The following is a 17,846-nucleotide window of genomic DNA, read 5'->3' on the forward strand; positions in this document are numbered from 1 at the left end:
GTCAATAACAAAAACAGCATGGCCGAGGGGATCACCCCAGGCCGTTGCTTTAAAGGAATAGCCCATGCTTTTTACCCTTCCACGTCTGGTGCTCGCGGGCCTGACGCTGTTTTGCACGGTTCAGGCCCAGGCCAGCGAGTCGATAACGGCCGCTGACGCCGATCCGCTGCATCAGAATGCCTTGATCGAACGCGGCCTGTATGTGGCCCGGCTCGGCGACTGCATTGCCTGTCATACCGCCAAAGGCGGGGCGGTGATGGCGGGCGGGCTGGAACTGAAAACACCCATGGGTACGATTTACTCCAGCAACATCACCCCTGAGCGCGATACCGGGATTGGTCAGTACAGCCTGGATGAGTTTGACCTGGTAATGCGTAAAGGCATTACGCGTACCGGCCAGAATCTATACCCGGCCATGCCGTATCCTTCCTACGCGAAGATGAGTGAAGAGGACATGCGCGCCCTGTACGTTTATCTGATGCAGGGTGTGACTCCGGTCAGGCAGGCAAACCTGGAAGCCGACATGGGATTTCCGTTTAACCAGCGCTGGGGGCTGGCGCTGTGGAATCTGCTGTTTGTCGATGACCAGCGGTTCGTTCCCGAGCCGGGCCGCAGCGAGCAGCTGAACCGCGGTGCTTATCTGGTACAGGGCCTGGGGCATTGCGGGTCGTGTCACACACCCCGCGGGATAGCCTTTCAGGAAAAGGCCATGAGCGATGCGGGCAGTAGCGGTAAATACTATCTGGCCGGGGAAACCGTGGAAGACTGGCGGGCAATTGGCCTGCGCAACCTGTGGACCGTCGAAGACACGGTGCAGTTGCTTAAAACCGGGCAAAACCGCTTTGCCACGGTCTCGGGCAACATGGCCGAGGTGATTCATCACAGTACCCAGCATTTCACCGATGGGGACCTGACGGCGATCGCCAGCTATCTGAAGTCGTTGCCGGCGGGCAAGGACGACTTGCCAATGCCGATGGTTGCCAGTGAGCCAGCCATTGCCCCGGACTCCCTGTTCAGCAGTCGTGGCGGTCTGGGCTACACCCAGTTCTGTGCCGATTGCCATCGCCCGGACGGTGGCGGAGTCAAAGGTATGTTCCCGCCATTGAATGGCAACCCGGGCATCATTGCTGCCAACCCGGCCTCTTTGCTGCATATCACCCTTACGGGCTGGGCAACCCCGCAGACCGAGGCTCATCCGCGGGTCTACAGAATGCCCGGCTTTGCCCGGTTGAGTGACGGGGAAGTTGCCGAGATCCTCAGTTTTGTCCGTAGCAGCTGGGGCAACCAGGCGTCAGCGATCAGCACTGCGCAAGTGGCGGCAATGCGTAAACAGCTCAACCCGCAAACCATCGACGCTACGGCGTTTGAGACGCCGCGCCTGGCCGGTCTGTTGTCCGCATCCAATGCTGACCAGGTGCTGCGCGGCATGCGATTGCACCTGCAAACCAAGGCTTTGCTGCCGGACAACGTCGGGAATGCGCTTAATTGCACCAGTTGCCACCTTAACGCGGGCACCGTGGCCGACGGTTCGCCGTTTGTGGGGGTGTCGGCGTTTTTCCCTGGCTATGCACCCCGGGCGGGCAAGGAAGTGACGCTGGAGGAACGGATCAACGGCTGTTTCCGGCGCTCGATGAATGGCCAGCCGTTGCCTGTGGCATCAGCTGACATGCAGGCGATGGTGGCGTATTTCGACTGGATGAAAATGAACACGGCCCCGGGCGATAAAGTGGCGGGTCGTGGTGTGGGCAAGGTGGACCCGGGCATCAAGCCCGATTCACAGAACGGCAAGGTGGTGTATGTGCAGCAATGTGCGGTGTGCCACGGTGATAACGGGCAAGGCTTGAAGCATGCCGATGGCAGCTTTGTGTTCCCGCCGTTGTGGGGTGATGAGTCGTTCAATATCGGGGCGGGCATGGCGCGCACCTATACCGCGGCGGCATTCGTCAAACGCAATATGCCGATTGGCTTTCACCAGAAATTCCCGTTGGGGCAGGGCGGGTTGTCGGATCAGGATGCAGTGGACGTGGCCGAGTACTTCTCGCACCAGCCTCGTCCGGACTTTGCCGACAAGGCCGGGGACTGGCCAAAGGGCGGCAAACCGGCGGACGCCCGCTACTGAAGCCAATGATTGTCTGCAGGAGCGAGCTGTTTAAAAGCTCGCGAGGCAAGCTCGCTCCTGCAGATGAATCAATTACACATGCGGGTTTGGATGGGCCTTGACCTGCGGGCTGGCATACTGGGGTTTCAGCACGCCCTGATTATCAAGCAACCAGGCGTCCATCACCTTGCGCACCACCGGCCCTGCCACACGGCCACCGGCTTCGCCGTTTTCGATCATTACCGAGATGACGATCTGCGGGTCTTCGGCCGGGGCGAATCCGACAAACAAGGCGTTGTCGCGGTTGCGCTCGGCTGTCTTCAAGCGGTTGTAGCGCTCGCCCTGCTTGATCGCCACCACCTGTGCAGTACCGCTTTTGCCGGCAATCCGGTACTGCGCACCCTGGGCAGCTGCCCGGGCAATGCCGCGCGGATCGTGCATGACCAGCTGCATCGCATGGTTGACCTGCTCCCAGTCCCTGGGGTCGCGCAGCACGATATTGGCGATCGGGTTGTCGTCAGCCGGCGGCGTGCCGTCGATGGTTTTGGCCAGGTGCGGACGGTTCCACACGCCCTTGTTGGCAATCAGTGCAGTGGCTTGCGCCAGTTGCAACGGCGTGACCTGCATGTAGCCCTGGCCAATCCCCAAAATCACCGTTTCGCCGGGGAACCATGCCTGGCGACGGGTGCTGCGCTTCCATTCGCGGGAGGGCATCAGGCCCGAGGACTCTTCAAACATGTCCAGCGAGACCTTCTGTCCCAGCCCGAACATCGCCATGTAGTCGTGCATGCGGTCGATGCCCAGCTTGGATGCCAGGTCATAAAAATAGGTGTCGTTGGAGCGCATGATTGCCGCGTTCAAGTCCACCCAGCCATCACCGCTGTGGTTCCAGTTGCGGTACTTGTGGTCGACGTTGGGCAACTGGAAATAGCCGGGGTCGAACACCCGGGTCGAGGCCGAGATGACGCCGCTGTCGAGCCCGGCAATCGCCACTTCAGGCTTGATGGTCGAGCCCGGCGCATACAGGCCACGCAAGGCCCGGTTGAACAGCGGCTTGTCGATGGAATCGCGCAGGGCCGAGTAGTCTCTGGAGCTGATACCGGTCACGAACAGGTTCGGATCGAAGCTGGGTTTGCTGACCATCGCCAGCACTTCGCCGGTTTTCGGGTCCAGGGCAATGATTGAGCCACGACGGTCACCCAGGGCTTCTTCAGCGGCTTCCTGGAGTTTGATATCGAGGCTCAACACGATGTTTTTGCCTGCCACCGCGTCGGTGTGGCGCAGAACCCGCATCACTCGGCCCTGGGCGTTGGTCTCGACCTCTTCAAAGCCGACCTTGCCGTGCAGTTCGGGCTCGTAGAAGCGTTCGATACCGGTTTTACCGATCGATTGCGTGCCCCGGTACTGAGTGGGGTCCAGCTGTTTGGCTTCTTTCTCGTTGATGCGGCCAACGTATCCCACCGAGTGGGCGAAATGATCGCCCTGGGGATAGTGGCGTACAAACTGGGCTTCTACATCGATTCCCGGCAGGCGGAACTGATTGACCGCCAGCAGCGCGATCTGCTCTTCGCTCAGCTCATACAGCAGGGTCGAGGGGTCAAACGGGTGGCGGGCCTGCTTCATTGATTTGGCGAAGACGGCGCGGTCTTCTTCCGGCAAGTGCAGGATGCTCATGACCGAGTCCAGCACTTTGGCGGTATCGCCGGCACGTTCGCGGGTGATGGTCATGTTGAAGCTGGGCTGGTTGTCGGCCAGCAGCACGCCGTTGCGGTCGTAAATGAAGCCGCGTTCCGGCGGGATCGGCAACACATGCACCCGATTGTTCTCGGACACCGTCGAGTTGTAGTCAAATTCGGTGACTTGCAAAAAGTACATTCGGCCGATCAGGGTGCAACTGACCGTCAGCACCAGCAGGGCGCAGGCAATCAGGCGTTTATTGACCAGACGCTTCTCGGTTTCGTGATCTTTAAGAGGGATCGGCTCGGGCATTTCTGGGGCGTCTCACGTCAGTAAACACAAAGCAGCGGCCAGCAGGTCGTTAGCTGGCTACGAAAGTCGGCGCACACCTTACCAAGAAGCCGGTGATCGAGTCGGTTTATTGGTCGACTGGCGTGTGAAAACCGACAGGCTGCGCCTGTTGTCGGGTGCGGTAAACTGGCTTCCTTTTTAATGGAAGCCGCCATGATGTTGCCCTTGATTGACTGGCATCCCCGAGCCACGTTGCAGCCGCTGCACTTTGCCTGGCTGCAGCGGGCCGGGGTTGAAGTGGCGGTGCTGCGCCTGGACCGGATTGACCCGCTGATCAGCGGCAACAAGTGGTTCAAGCTCACCGGGTATTTGCAGGCGGCGCACGCTGCCGGGGCCCATGGACTGATCAGTCTGGGCGGCGCCCACTCCAACCATTTGCATGCCCTGGCGGCGGCCGGCAAGCGCTTTGGCTTTGCGACAGTGGGCCTGCTGCGCGGGCACCCACAGCAAACCCCGACCACCCTCGATCTGGAGCGGTTCGGCATGCAGTTGCACTGGCTGGGTTTTGCCGGGTATCGGGCGCGCCATGCTCCGGGTTTCTGGGAGCCCTGGCAGGAGCGCTATCCACTGTTGCATAACGTACCTGAAGGCGGCGGCGGGCTGGTGGGCGCTGCAGGCTGCATGCCGCTGGTGGTTCAGGTACGTGAGCAGTTGAGCACCCTGGGCTGGGACGATTACCACGGCTGGTGGCTGGCAGCCGGCACCGGGACTACGCTGGCCGGGCTGATACTGGGCGAAGACCCGCAGCGAAGGGTTTATGGCGCGCTGGCGGTGCCGGATGACCATGGCGTGGCGGCCCAGGTGGAGCAGATTTTGCTGGAGGCAGGGTGGGGGCCGGGCAATCATGAACTGATTGATGCCAGTCGCGGTGGTTTTGCCAAAGTCGACGGGGCGTTGCTGGACTTTATTCGCGACAGTGAAGCGGCCAGCGACTTGCCGCTGGAACCCTTGTACACCGGCAAGGCGTTAATGGCGCTCAAACAGGCGGTCGAGGCGGGGCGGTTTACCGCCGGTCAGCGCCTGGTGTTTGTGCACACCGGCGGTTTGCAGGGCCGCCGGGGGTTTGAGGCCCTGCTGTAGGAGCGAGCTTGTCTCGCGAGCTCTTCGTCATTAATGGATCGCGAGAATAGATCGCGAGGCAAGCTCGCTCCTACATTTCACATTTCACCGCTGGTTTATCGGCGGCGGGGCAGCATGCGCAACAGGGTGTTGTCCTTGATCAGGTAGTGATGCGCCAGGCCCGCCACGGCGTGCAAACCTATCAGCCAGTAACCGATGGTGCCCCCCAGTTCGTGCCAGCCTTTGATCTGCTTGGCGAAGTCCACGTCCTTGGCGGTCAGCGGCGGCAGGTCGAAACCATAGAAAAACACCGATTTGTCATTGTTGCTGAGGATCAGGTAGCCCAGCACCGGCATGGCGATCATGAACAGGTACAGCGCCCAGTGCATCAAGGTGGCGAGGGCTGTTTGCCAGGCCGGCGGGGTCGGGGTGATTTTTGGTGCCGCGCCCAGGGTTCGCGCCAGCAACCGCAGCCAGACCAGCACAAACACCGTCAGGCCGAGCATGAAGTGCGCGTCTTTCATCAGATTGCGCCCATCGCTGTCCTTCGGGAATATCCCGCGAAACTCGATGGCCGCATAAATCAGTACAAACAACAGCACCATGAGCCAGTGCAGGGCGATGGACATTCGACTGTATTGATCGGCGGTGCTTTTCCAGGACATGCTGTTTCCTCTCGATTCAGGTCTAAAACCTCCGCTCTTGTTCGACGGAGTAGCTTCACTTTAAACGGGTTGTGTCAGGTTGCACCTGAGATGTGTCAGTTTTCAGGGGTTCCCGGCAAATTTGGCCATAGATCGGCCACCAGAAACAGCCGCTCAGCTTCTTCCCAGTCACCTTGGGGGCTTTCTGTGAGGCGTACCAACAGCTGGGCCGGGGCTTGGGGGTGCAGTTCGTCGAGCCAGACCTGCAGCTGTTGCCCGCTCCAGATGCCCTCCGGGCCATAGTGCGCCGGGGCGAGCCAGGCATGCCGGGGCAAGGGCTGCCAGCAACCGGCTGCGCTTTGCCCGATAAACGCAGGCCAGTCACTTTGATGCAGCCACCTGCCACGCAAGTGCTGCGGGTTGGCGCCCAGTGGCGGCCGAGACTGGCCCGGCCACGGGTACAGCAGGTAGCCCCCCAGCCACATGTGGGCGCTGAAGGTCTGTACATCCAGCCCGGCGAGAATTTCGCGGCTTTCAGGGCGCTGTGACATGGGTAATTGATGCTGGCTGAAATGTCTGAGCTTGCGGTCCAGCCGGTCATTGCTGCCGGGGCCCAGCCACTGGGCAGGATCACTGCCATCACCTTGCTGTGGACCGAGGTAGAGCTTGATCGCCAGTTCCAGGTGATGTACGCCGTCGCGATCACGCAGCACCATGTCCAGCTCGCCCAGGGTATGCCCACCCAGGCGGATCGGCAGGTTGGCGGCGATCAGTTCGACTCCCGGCGCGTGCTGTACGGCAAACTGCCACAGCCGCTCATAATAACGGCCAAGTCGGCGGGTGGTGGCCAGTGCCAGCCATTGCTGCAAGGGCTCGCTGTTGCTGTCCAGAGCCCGCAGCCAGCGTTCCAGCTGCTCGGGGGCCTGGACCCAGGCGCTGCCGGCCAGGGGGTGGCGCTGTGGCCAGGGGGTCTGTTCAAGCATGGGCGGAGCGAGAATCACCCACGCCAGATCACGCACCTCGGGGTGACGCAATTGGCGGGGCAGGTTGAGCAAGTCGGGGAAGAGGATCATTGTGCGAGCATAGCTGTTTGCACACTGACTGAAAGGGTTTTGTCTATCGTCCCGTTTCGCCCATAATCGCTGTTTTCGCACGCCTAGAACCTTGCAGGAGCCTCATGGAGCAATTTCGTAATATCGGCATCATTGGTCGTTTGGGCAGTTCACAGGTGCTCGATACGGTTCGCCGACTGAAAAAATTCCTGCTTGAGCGGCACATGCACGTGATCCTCGAAGACACCATTGGTGAGGTTTTACCCGGCCATGGCCTGCAAACCTCGTCGCGCAAAATGCTCGGTGAAGTGTGCGACATGGTGATAGTGGTCGGTGGTGATGGCAGTTTGCTGGGCGCGGCCCGGGCGCTGGCCCGGCACAATGTCCCGGTACTGGGGATCAACCGTGGCAGCCTGGGCTTCCTGACCGACATCCGTCCCGACGAGCTGGAAATCAAGGTCGCCGAAGTGCTCGATGGCCACTATCTGGTTGAAAACCGTTTTCTGCTGCAAGCTGAAGTCCGCCGCCACGGCGAAGCCATTGGCCAGGGCGATGCCCTGAACGACGTGGTACTGCACCCGGGCAAATCAACGCGCATGATCGAATTCGAACTGCATATCGACGGCCAGTTCGTCTGCAGCCAGAAGGCCGACGGCCTGATTGTGGCAACTCCCACCGGTTCTACCGCCTACGCCATGTCGGCCGGTGGCCCGATCATGCATCCCAAGCTGGATGCCATCGTCATAGTTCCGATGTACCCGCATACCCTCAGCAGCCGTCCGATTGTGGTGGACGGCAACAGTGAGTTGAAAATCGTGGTGGCCAAGGACATGCAGATCTACCCGCAAGTGTCCTGCGACGGCCAGAACCATTTCACCTGCGCGCCGGGTGACACCATCACCGTCAGTAAAAAAGCGCAGAAACTGCGCCTGATTCATCCGCTGGACCACAACTACTACGAAGTGTGCAGGACCAAACTCGGCTGGGGCAGCCGTTTGGGCGGCAGGGCTGACTGATGCTAGATCCAGCGCGCAGTTACGATTTGATCGGTGACGTGCATGGCTGTGCTCATACCCTTGAGCACCTGCTGGAGCGTCTGGGCTATCGCAAACTCGCCGGTATCTGGCGACACCCGCAACGGATGGCGGTGTTTCTCGGTGACATCATTGACCGCGGCCCGCGCATTCGCGAGTCGCTGCATATTGTGCATGACATGGTCAGGACCGGTCAGGCGCTGTGCCTGATGGGCAACCATGAATTCAACGCGCTGGGCTGGTGTACCCCAGCACCTGCGGGCAGTGGCAAGCTGCATGTGCGCGAACATACCCCGCGCCATGCCCGGTTAATTCACGAAACCCTCGAACAATTCGCCCCGTATCCAGACGAGTGGCGCGAGTTCGTGCAGTGGTTTTACGACATGCCGCTGTTTGTCGACGCCGGTCGTTTTCGGGTAGTGCATGCCTGTTGGGATGCCCGGGTGATTGCAACCCTGCGCGGGGAATTTCCCGATGGCTGCATTGACCAGCAGTTCCTGCAGGCCGCAGCCATGCCTGAAAGTTTTGCCAACCTGAGTTTCAACCGGCTGTTGCGCGGCACCGACATGCGCTTGCCGGACGGCATGACGCTGACTGGCGGCGATGGTCTGACGCGGGCGTTCTTTCGCACCAAGTTCTGGGAAGACGACCCTAAAACCTACGGAGACATTGTGTTCCAGCCTGATGCACTGCCCGAGCGCGTGGCGCAAAAGCCGCTGTCCAGCATTGAGAAGGATACGTTGTTGCGTTACGGCAGCGATGAACCGCTGTTGTTTGTCGGTCATTACTGGCGCAATGGTAATCCGGCGCCGATCCGCCCCAACCTGGCCTGCCTGGATTACAGCGCGGTGCTATACGGCAAGCTGGTGGCTTATCGCCTTGATCAGGAAACCCGGCTCGATCCGAACAAGTTCGTGTGGGTAGATGTGGAACGCCCGGAGGCGATTCAATGAGTGCTGTTGCTGTTTTACGTTTGCCGCTGTCTACCGACCTCAGCGGTTTTGTGCATTTGCTCAAGCGCATGCAAGTGCCGCATAGGGTCAGTGAGGAGGCGGGGGAACTGGTGTTGTGGGCCCCCGAAACCATTGCCGATGATGTGCGCAGCCTGTATCAGCGTTTTCCGGCAGGTGACCCCGAGCATGAACTGCCCATAGTCGAGCGTCCGCCGGCCATGGCCCGCCCGGGGTTCGTCCAGCAGGTGCGCGACAGCCCGGCAACGGCCATCGTTCTCTTGCTATGCGTGATAGTGGCTGCCGTGACGCAACTGGGGGACAACCTGTCGACCCTGAGCGCGCTGACGTTTGTCGATTTCAGCATTCACGGGCAGTACATCCAGTTCACACCTTTGTCCGATAGCCTGGCAGCGGGGCAGTGGTGGAGATTGTTCACGCCGATGCTGATCCACTTCGGTTTTCTGCACATTGCCATGAACGGCATGTGGTATTGGGAGCTGGGGCGACGGATTGAAATGCGCCAGGGCAGCATCAACCTGATCGGCCTGAGCCTGCTGTTCAGCCTGGTCTCCAACTTCGCCCAATACCTGTTTGGCGGCCCGAGCCTGTTTGGCGGGTTGTCGGGGGTGTTGTACGGCCTGCTGGGGCATGTCTGGATTTACCAGTTGATGGCGCCCAACCCGATGTATCACCTGCCTCGCGGAGTGCTGGTAATGATGCTGGTGTGGCTGGCGCTGTGCATGTCGGGGCTGGTGTCGATGATAGGTTTTGGCCAGATCGCCAACGCGGCCCATGTCGGCGGTCTGTTGATCGGTTGCCTGACCGGCCTGCTGGGCGGCCTTTGGGCCCGGCGCAAAGCTGTTCAAACCCTGTAGGAGCCAGCTTGCTCGCGAGCAAGCTGGCCCTGCGGCTAAAAGTTAATTTTCAAAGAGCGGAAACAGAACCATGTCCTCTTTCAACGAAATGATTCAAAACATCACTCCCGAGATCTATCAGAGCCTGAAACTGGCCGTTGAAATCGGTAAATGGGCCGACGGTAACAAGCTCACTGCCGAGCAGCGCGAGCTGTCGCTGCAGGCGATGATCGCCTGGGAAGTCAACAACCTGCCCGAAGAGCAGCGCACCGGCTACATGGGCCCGCAAGAGTGCAGCTCGAAATCGGCACCCGTACCCAACATCCTGTTCAAGTCGGATGCTATCCATTGATTGAAATTGGTCGCGGTGCAATCAGCAAGATGTCGGCACGTTTAGAGACGCCGACCGTTCAATATGCGTTTCGTCTGGGCGATACCGAGCTGCCGGTCAATCCTTTGATCGGCACCCGGTTGCGTCTGGAATACCTGGGTGAGATCAACTGCACTCACTGCGGGCGCAAAACCAAGAAGAGCTTCAGCCAGGGCTATTGCTACCCGTGCATGACCAAGCTGGCGCAGTGCGACATGTGCATCATGAGCCCGGAGCGTTGCCATTATGATGCAGGCACCTGCCGTGATCCGTCGTGGGGCGAGCAGTTCTGCATGACCGACCACGTGGTGTATCTGGCCAATTCTTCGGGGATCAAGGTCGGCATCACCCGTGCCACCCAGTTGCCGACCCGCTGGCTCGATCAGGGCGCCAGCCAGGCGCTGCCGATTGTGCGAGTGGCCACCCGTCAGCAATCGGGTTTTGTCGAGGACCTGTTTCGCTCGCAAGTGGGCGACCGTACCAACTGGCGCGCACTGCTCAAGGGCGATGCCGAGCCGGTGGACCTGGTGGCGGTGCGCGAACAGTTATTCGAGAGTTGCGCCGAAGGCATGCAGGCCTTGCAGGAGCGTTTCGGGTTACAGGCGGTCCAACCCCTGGCGACTGCAGAACCCGTTGAGATCCGTTACCCGGTGGAGCAGTATCCGAGCAAGATCGTCAGTTTCAACCTGGACAAAGATCCGATCGTTGAAGGCACGCTGATGGGGATCAAGGGTCAGTACCTGATCTTCGACACCGGCGTTATCAATATTCGCAAATACACGGCCTATCAACTGGCCGTGCATCAGTAAAAGGACTCCAGCATGCGCACCGAACAACCGCAGATGATTTACCTGAAGGACTATCAGGCGCCCGAGTATCTGATCGACGAGACGCACCTGACCTTCGAGTTGTTCGAGGACCACAGCCTGGTCCATGCGCAACTGGTGATGCGCCGCAACCCTGCACGTGGTGCGGGTTTCCCGGCACTGGAGCTGGACGGTCAGCAACTGCAGCTGTTGTCGGTCAAGCTCGACGACGCCGAGCTGACGGCGGCTGATTACCAGCTCACCGACAGCCACCTGATTTTGCACCCGAGCACCGAACATTTCGTAGTCGATACCAGCGTCAAGATCCACCCCGAATCCAATACCGCGCTGGAAGGCCTGTACAAGTCCGGCACGATGTTCTGCACCCAGTGCGAGGCCGAAGGCTTTCGCAAAATCACCTACTACCTCGACCGCCCGGATGTGATGAGCAAGTTCACCACCACCGTGGTGGCCGAGCAGCACAGCTACCCGGTTCTGCTGTCCAACGGCAACCCGATTGCCAGCGGTCCCGACGAAGACGGCCGGCACTGGGCAACCTGGGAAGACCCGTTCATGAAACCGGCCTACCTGTTTGCTCTGGTGGCCGGAGATCTGTGGTGCGTTGAAGACAACTTCATCACCATGACCGACCGCACTGTGGCGCTGCGTATCTATGTCGAGCCGGAAAACATCGACAAATGCCAGCACGCCATGACCAGCCTGAAGAAGTCCATGCTGTGGGACGAAAAAACCTACGGCCGCGAATACGATCTGGATATTTTCATGATCGTGGCCGTCAATGATTTCAACATGGGCGCGATGGAGAACAAGGGCCTCAACATCTTTAACTCCAGCGCCGTGCTGGCCCGCGCCGAAACCGCCACTGACGCCGCGCATCAGCGGGTCGAGGCGATTGTTGCCCACGAATACTTCCACAACTGGTCGGGCAACCGCGTGACCTGCCGTGACTGGTTCCAGCTGTCGCTCAAGGAAGGCTTCACGGTATTCCGTGACTCCGAGTTCTCGGCCGACATGAACTCGCGGGTGGTCAAACGCATTCAGGACGTGGCGTATCTGCGCACCCACCAGTTTGCCGAAGACGCCGGCCCCATGGCCCACGCCGTGCGCCCCGAGAGCTTTATCGAAATCTCCAACTTCTACACCCTGACCGTGTATGAGAAGGGTTCGGAAGTGGTGCGCATGATCCATACCCTGCTCGGCGAAGCAGGCTTTCGCAAAGGCAGCGACCTGTACTTCGAACGCCATGATGGCCAGGCCGTGACCTGCGATGACTTTATCAAGGCCATGGAAGACGCCAACGGCGCCGACCTGAGCCAGTTCAAGCGCTGGTACAGCCAGGCAGGCACCCCGCGCCTGGCGGTCAGCGAGCACTATGACGCAGCACAGAAAACCTACAGCCTGACGTTCGCCCAAAGCTGCCCGGCGACTCCGGACAAGGTTGAGAAACTGCCGTTTGTGATTCCGGTGCAGTTGGGCCTGCTGGATGCCCGGGGCGTAGAAATCGCGCTGCAACTCAAGGGTGAACCGGCGGCTTGCGGCACCAGCCGCGTGCTATGCGTTACCGAGGCTGAGCAAAGCTTCACCTTCGTTGGCATCAATGAGCAGCCATTGCCTTCGCTGCTGCGCGAGTTTTCGGCGCCGGTCAAACTGCAATTTCCATACAGCCGTGACCAGTTGATGTTCCTGATGCAGCATGACAGCGATGGTTTTAACCGTTGGGATGCCGGTCAGCAACTGGCCGTGCTGGTACTCCAGGAATTGATTGGCCAGCATCAGCGTGGCGAAGCACTGGTCATGGATCAGCGTCTGGTTGAAGCCTTGCGCACCGTGCTGGGCAACCAGCAGCTGGATCAGGCGATGATTGGCGAAATGCTGTCGCTGCCGGGCGAAGCCTATCTCACCGAAATCAGCGAAGTGGCCGATGTAGAGGCCATCCACGTGGCCCGTGAGTTTGCCCGCAAGCAACTGGCCGATAGCCTGTTTGACGGCCTGTGGGCGCGCTATCAGAGCAACCGTGAAGTGTCGAAAGTCACGCCGTATGTGGCCGAAGCCGAACATTTTGCCCGTCGCGCGTTGCAAAACATCGCGCTGTCGTACCTGATGCTCAGCGGTAAACCGCAGGTGCTGGCCGCGGCACAGGAGCAGTTCGAACACAGCGACAACATGACCGAGCGCCTGACGGCTCTGGCAGTACTGGTCAATTCGCCGTTCGAGGCTGAAAAGGCTGCGGCGCTGGCCAGCTTTGCCGATCAGTTCAAGGACAATCCGCTGGTCATGGACCAATGGTTCAGTGTGCAGGCGGGCAGCGGTTTGCCAGGTGGTCTGCAGCGGGTTAAACAGTTGATGGAGCACCCGGCCTTCAACATCAAGAACCCGAACAAGGTACGGGCTCTGGTCGGTGCCTTTGCCGGGCAGAACCTGATCAACTTCCATGCGGCGGATGGTTCGGGGTATCGCTTCCTGGCGGACCTGGTGATTGAGCTCAATGGCTTCAATCCGCAGATTGCTTCGCGGCAACTGGCGCCACTGACCCGCTGGCGCAAATACGACAGCGCCCGTCAGGCGTTGATGAAAGCCGAACTGGAGCGCATCCGCAGCTCGGGCGAGCTTTCCAGCGACGTGTTTGAAGTGGTCAGCAAAAGCCTGGCCTGATCCGACCTTCGGTTGTAGGAGCGAGCTTTTTAAACAGCTCGCGAGCAAGCTCGCTCCTACAGGTTCAAAGATGCGTCAGTGTGTCTGTCCCAACACCACATCCAGCGCGGTGCGCGCATCGTCCAGCTGCACCAGGGTGGCATGCCGGGCGCCGAGGGCGTCGTGGTTTTCTATCGCGGTCAGAATCGCCTTGTGCCGGGGCAACGCCAGTTCGTGCAGGTTAGGCCGGCGATTGGAGTGCTTCAACGCTTCACGCAAGGCCAGCGACAGCATGTTGCACAGGTTGGACAACAGGTCGTTATGGGTCGCGTCGGCGATCCGGCTGTGAAAATCCAGATCAGGTTGCAGCAAGGCTTCGGGGGTTTGAGCATGCTCCATGCGCTCATAAGCCTCGCGGATCGAGGCTATCTCATCTTCGGTGGCATGCTGGGCGGCGAGGGCGGCAACAGCGGGCTCGATAATGCTGCGCACACTGGTCAGCAAGGCAAAAAACTCGTTTTGCGGTGAGCTTTGCATCAGCCAGTGCAGCACATCGGGGTCGAGCATATGCCATTCACGGCGCGGCTTGACCACGGTGCCCACCCGCGGCCTGGAATACACCAGGCCCTTGGCCACCAGCACCCGCGTGGCTTCACGCAATACCGGGCGGCTGACGGCATATTCTTCGCACAGCAAGGCTTCGGCGGGCAGCTTGTCATCGGGTTTCAATCGGCCGGAAACAATCTGCATGCCGAGTTCCTGAACGATGCGCGCGTGCATGCTTTTGCGCTCGGAGGGCTGACGATAATCCATTGGGCGCGGGTCGGTCCTGTGGCTGAAAAGCGCCGATCATAGCAGGCGCCGGTTTTACAGGTGGCACAAAACCTGATGGGCAAAGGTCGAACAAGCTGCAGGAGCGAGCTCTTCAGCTGGCTGGAGAAAAGCTCGCGAGCAAGCTCGCTCCTGCAGGGCCGGGGTTAGTGGGAGTGGCGCGGCACTTCGGAGCCGCGGCAACCCACCAGGAAGTCAAAATCACAACCTTGATCGGCTTGCATCACGTGGTCGATATAGAGCTGGCGGTAACCACCGATCAGCAGTTTCTGTGGCGGTGGAATATCGGCCAGACGGGCCGCCAGTTCTGCATCCGGAATATCCAGATGCAGGCGCCCGCCGGCGCAGTCCAGTTCGATCCAGTCACCTTCCTGAACCGCCGCCAGAGGCCCTCCGGCTGCCGCTTCCGGCGCCACATGCAAGACCACGGTGCCGTAGGCGGTGCCGCTCATGCGGGCATCGGAGATGCGCACCATATCGGTCACTCCCTGGGCCAGCAGCTTGGCAGGCAAGCCCATGTTGCCGACTTCGGCCATGCCCGGGTAACCCTTGGGCCCGCAGTTTTTCATCACCAGGATCGAGTCGGCAGTGACTTGCAGATCCGGATCGTTGATGCGCTGCTTGTACATGTCGAAGTTCTCGAACACCACGGCCTGACCACGATGCTTCATCAGCGCCGGGGTCGCCGCCGATGGTTTGAGCACGGCCCCCAGTGGTGCCAGATTGCCGCGCAGCACGCAGATACCGCCATCGGCCACCAGCGGGTTTTCGATGGCACGGATGACTTCGTCGTCACCATAAATCGGCGAGTTCTTGACGTTTTCCCACAGACTCTTGCCATTGACGGTCAGGGCGTCCGGGTGCGGGATCAGGTTGTTTTCCCCCAGTCGGCGCAGTACCGCAGGCAGGCCGCCGGCATAGTAGAACTCTTCCATCAAGAAGCGCCCGGAAGGCTGCAGATCAACCAGGGTCGGGGTGCCGCGGCCGATGCGGGTCCAGTCGTCCAGCTCCAGATCGACGCCGATGCGTCCGGCGATGGCTTTAAGGTGGATCACCGCGTTAGTCGAGCCGCCAATGGCGGCGTTGACCCGAATCGCATTCTCAAAGGCTTCTCTGGTCAGCACCTTGGACAGACGCAAGTCCTCGCGAACCATTGCCACGGCGCGCATGCCGGACATGTGCGCCAGGACATAGCGCCGTGAATCCACCGCAGGGATCGCCGCGTTGTGCGGTAACGAAGTGCCCAGGGCTTCGGCCATGCAGGCCATGGTGGAGGCGGTGCCCATGGTGTTGCAGGTGCCTGCCGAGCGTGACATGCCGGCTTCAGCGGAAAGGAACTCGTCAAGGCTGATATTGCCGGCCTTATAGGACTCGTGCATTTGCCAGACGATGGTGCCGGCGCCGATATCTTTGCCCTTGTGCTTGCCATTGAGCATCGGCCCGCCGGTGACCACGATGGCCGGCACATCGCAACTGGCTGCGCCCATCAACAGGGCCGGGGTGGTTTTGTCGCAGCCGGTCAGCAGCACTACGCCATCAATCGGATTGCCGCGAATCGCTTCTTCCACGTCCATGCTGGCCAGGTTGCGGGTGAGCATGGCGGTAGGGCGCAGGTTCGACTCACCGTTGGAAAAAACCGGAAACTCCACCGGAAACCCTCCGGCCTCGATCACACCGCGTTTTACGTGTTCGGCAATGGTGCGGAAGTGGGCGTTGCACGGGGTCAGCTCTGACCAGGTGTTACAGATGCCGATGATCGGCTTGCCCTGGAACTGATGGTCGGCAATGCCCTGGTTCTTCATCCAGCTGCGGTACATGAAACCGTTTTTATCTGCGCTGCCAAACCATTGGGCGGAACGCAGTGGAGGGGTTTTGTCAGACATTGCGGCCTCTCTTATTGTATGACTAATTTATTTTCTGTGGCAGAAGTTAGCGCTAAATGGCTCTGTTTGGAAGTGTTGTTGGGTAAATAGTATTACTATATAGTCCGATTCAACTGAGAGCTGATCCTGGCATTTTCCCGCCTGAGGCCACTCCAGAGGTGCCATAACAAAAACAATGGGAGACCGTCACATGAGCCAGGAATCCGGGCTTATCCGCCGCATCACGCTAAAACTCATTCCGTTTCTGATCCTGCTGTACCTGATTGCCTATGTGGACCGCTCTGCCGTGGGCTTCGCCAAGCTGCATATGGGCGCGGACATCGGCATTGGCGATGCGGCCTACGGCCTGGGTGCCGGGTTGTTCTTTATCGGTTACTTCTTGATGGAGATCCCCAGCAACCTGATGCTGGAGCGCTTTGGCGCCCGGCGCTGGTTCGCCCGGATCATGCTGACCTGGGGCGCGATCACCATCGGCATGGCCTTTGTCCAGGGGCCGCAGAGTTTCTACGTGATGCGCTTTTTGCTCGGTGTCGCCGAGGCAGGCTTCTTTCCTGGCGTGCTGTACTACATCACCCAGTGGTTCCCGGTGCGCCATCGCGGCAAGATCCTGGGCCTGTTCATCCTCTCGCAACCCATTGCCATGATGATCACCGGCCCGGTGTCCGGCGGCCTGCTGGGCATGGACGGGGTGCTGGGGCTGCATGGCTGGCAATGGTTGTTCATTGTCATTGGCATGCCGGCCATCCTGTTGACCTGGCCGGTACTGCGCTACCTGCCGGACGGCCCGCAACAGGTCAACTGGATGACCCGGGACGAGAAGAGCTGGCTGCTGGGGGAGCTGGAAAAAGACCTGCAGCAATACGGCCAGACCCGCCACGGTAATCCGCTGCATGCTTTGAAAGACAAGCGGGTGTTGCTGCTGGCGCTGTTCTATCTACCCGTCACCCTGAGCATCTACGGCCTGGGCCTGTGGCTGCCGACGCTGATCAAGCAGTTTGGTGGCAGCGATCTGACAACCGGCTTCGTGTCCTCGGTGCCCTACATCTTCGGCATCATCGGCTTGCTGATCATTCCCCGCAGCTCGGATCGCCTGAATGACCGTTACGGCCACCTGGGCGGCCTGTATGTGCTGGGGGCGATCGGTCTGTTCCTGAGTGCATGGCTGACGGTTCCGGCACTGCAACTGGGGGCTCTGTGCCTGGTGGCTTTCTCGTTGTTCTCCTGCACGGCGATTTTCTGGACCTTGCCCGGGCGCTTTTTTGCCGGTGCCAGTGCTGCCGCCGGGATAGCCCTGATCAACTCGGTGGGCAACCTGGGCGGCTATATAGGACCGTTCGTGATAGGTGCGCTCAAGGAACACACCGGCAACCTGGCGTCGGGCCTGTACTTCCTTTCGGGGGTGATGGTGTTCGGGCTGTTGCTGACGGTGGTGGTGTATCGCACCCTGGAGCGCAAACATGCACTCAAGCCCGATGAGTTTGCCGCCAGTGCCCGTCCGGCTAGCGATCATTAATCAGCCGCCAGAGCTATTCATCCATGGGTTAGTACGCAGGTTTGACCTATCATTACGCCTTTCCAACAG

The 17,846-nt window shown here is 60.1% G+C and carries 14 protein-coding genes; 9 read left to right on the forward strand and 5 right to left on the reverse strand.

Annotated features, from left to right (window positions below; genetic code table 11):
• Window positions 1–64: 64 nt before the first annotated feature.
• A complete protein-coding gene (locus JQ848_RS09905; RefSeq protein WP_202210560.1) occupies window positions 65–2,119 on the forward strand; it encodes a c-type cytochrome in 2,055 nt (684 codons plus the stop codon).
• 72 nt (window positions 2,120–2,191) lie between these two features.
• Here JQ848_RS09905 and mrdA read toward each other — a convergent pair whose 3' ends face one another.
• Window positions 2,192–4,087, reverse strand: a complete 1,896-nt coding sequence (gene mrdA / locus JQ848_RS09910) for a penicillin-binding protein 2 (RefSeq protein WP_003444793.1) — start codon at window positions 4,085–4,087, stop codon at window positions 2,192–2,194.
• A gap of 192 nt (window positions 4,088–4,279) precedes the next feature.
• On the opposite strand from mrdA, the gene JQ848_RS09915 reads away from it, so the two are divergent.
• Window positions 4,280–5,206, forward strand: coding sequence for a 1-aminocyclopropane-1-carboxylate deaminase/D-cysteine desulfhydrase (locus JQ848_RS09915; RefSeq protein ID WP_202210561.1), 927 nt, complete (start codon window positions 4,280–4,282; stop codon window positions 5,204–5,206).
• A 95-nt stretch (window positions 5,207–5,301) separates the two neighbouring features.
• Here the strand turns inward: JQ848_RS09915 and JQ848_RS09920 are convergent, their stop codons facing one another.
• Both JQ848_RS09920 and JQ848_RS09925 read right to left on the reverse strand, forming a co-directional pair.
• Window positions 5,302–5,850, reverse strand: a complete 549-nt coding sequence (locus JQ848_RS09920; RefSeq protein ID WP_003444790.1) for a cytochrome b — start codon at window positions 5,848–5,850, stop codon at window positions 5,302–5,304.
• 95 nt (window positions 5,851–5,945) lie between these two features.
• A complete protein-coding gene (locus tag JQ848_RS09925) occupies window positions 5,946–6,902 on the reverse strand; it encodes a DUF1853 family protein (RefSeq protein WP_010657256.1) in 957 nt (318 codons plus the stop codon).
• 104 nt (window positions 6,903–7,006) lie between these two features.
• Here JQ848_RS09925 and JQ848_RS09930 point away from each other — a divergent pair, with 104 nt between their 5' ends.
• The 6 genes from JQ848_RS09930 to pepN all read left to right on the forward strand — a co-directional run bounded on the left by JQ848_RS09930 (window position 7,007) and on the right by pepN (window position 13,571).
• Window positions 7,007–7,897 (forward strand): NAD(+) kinase, encoded by an 891-nt coding sequence (locus tag JQ848_RS09930; protein ID WP_003444785.1) that lies wholly within the window; start codon window positions 7,007–7,009, stop codon window positions 7,895–7,897.
• The gene (locus JQ848_RS09935; protein ID WP_202210562.1) at window positions 7,897–8,868 is read left to right on the forward strand and encodes a metallophosphoesterase; all 972 of its coding nucleotides are present in this window, start codon (window positions 7,897–7,899) and stop codon (window positions 8,866–8,868) included. Before JQ848_RS09930 ends, JQ848_RS09935 begins: the two co-directional genes overlap by 1 nt.
• Window positions 8,865–9,743 (forward strand): rhomboid family intramembrane serine protease, encoded by an 879-nt coding sequence (locus JQ848_RS09940; protein WP_003444782.1) that lies wholly within the window; start codon window positions 8,865–8,867, stop codon window positions 9,741–9,743. The genes JQ848_RS09935 and JQ848_RS09940 overlap by 4 nt, the downstream gene beginning before the upstream one ends.
• 70 nt (window positions 9,744–9,813) lie before the next feature.
• A complete protein-coding gene (locus JQ848_RS09945) occupies window positions 9,814–10,074 on the forward strand; it encodes a YeaC family protein (protein WP_003444780.1) in 261 nt (86 codons plus the stop codon).
• Window positions 10,071–10,901 (forward strand): DUF2797 domain-containing protein, encoded by an 831-nt coding sequence (locus JQ848_RS09950; protein WP_202210563.1) that lies wholly within the window; start codon window positions 10,071–10,073, stop codon window positions 10,899–10,901. Before JQ848_RS09945 ends, JQ848_RS09950 begins: the two co-directional genes overlap by 4 nt.
• A gap of 12 nt (window positions 10,902–10,913) precedes the next feature.
• Complete coding sequence (pepN, locus tag JQ848_RS09955) at window positions 10,914–13,571, forward strand: aminopeptidase N (RefSeq protein WP_202210564.1); 2,658 nt, start codon at window positions 10,914–10,916, stop codon at window positions 13,569–13,571.
• Between the two features lie 75 nt (window positions 13,572–13,646).
• Here the strand turns inward: pepN and JQ848_RS09960 are convergent, their stop codons facing one another.
• Window positions 13,647–14,363 (reverse strand): FadR/GntR family transcriptional regulator, encoded by a 717-nt coding sequence (locus JQ848_RS09960; protein ID WP_003444772.1) that lies wholly within the window; start codon window positions 14,361–14,363, stop codon window positions 13,647–13,649.
• Window positions 14,364–14,527: 164 nt separating this feature from the next.
• Window positions 14,528–16,264, reverse strand: a complete 1,737-nt coding sequence (locus JQ848_RS09965) for an IlvD/Edd family dehydratase (protein ID WP_003444770.1) — start codon at window positions 16,262–16,264, stop codon at window positions 14,528–14,530.
• Window positions 16,265–16,454: 190 nt separating this feature from the next.
• Here JQ848_RS09965 and JQ848_RS09970 point away from each other — a divergent pair, with 190 nt between their 5' ends.
• Window positions 16,455–17,777, forward strand: coding sequence for an MFS transporter (locus JQ848_RS09970; protein ID WP_003444769.1), 1,323 nt, complete (start codon window positions 16,455–16,457; stop codon window positions 17,775–17,777).
• The last annotated feature ends 69 nt before the right edge of the window (window positions 17,778–17,846 follow it).

Source organism: Pseudomonas paraversuta (assembly GCF_904067025.1).
GTDB lineage: Bacteria > Pseudomonadota > Gammaproteobacteria > Pseudomonadales > Pseudomonadaceae > Aquipseudomonas > Aquipseudomonas paraversuta.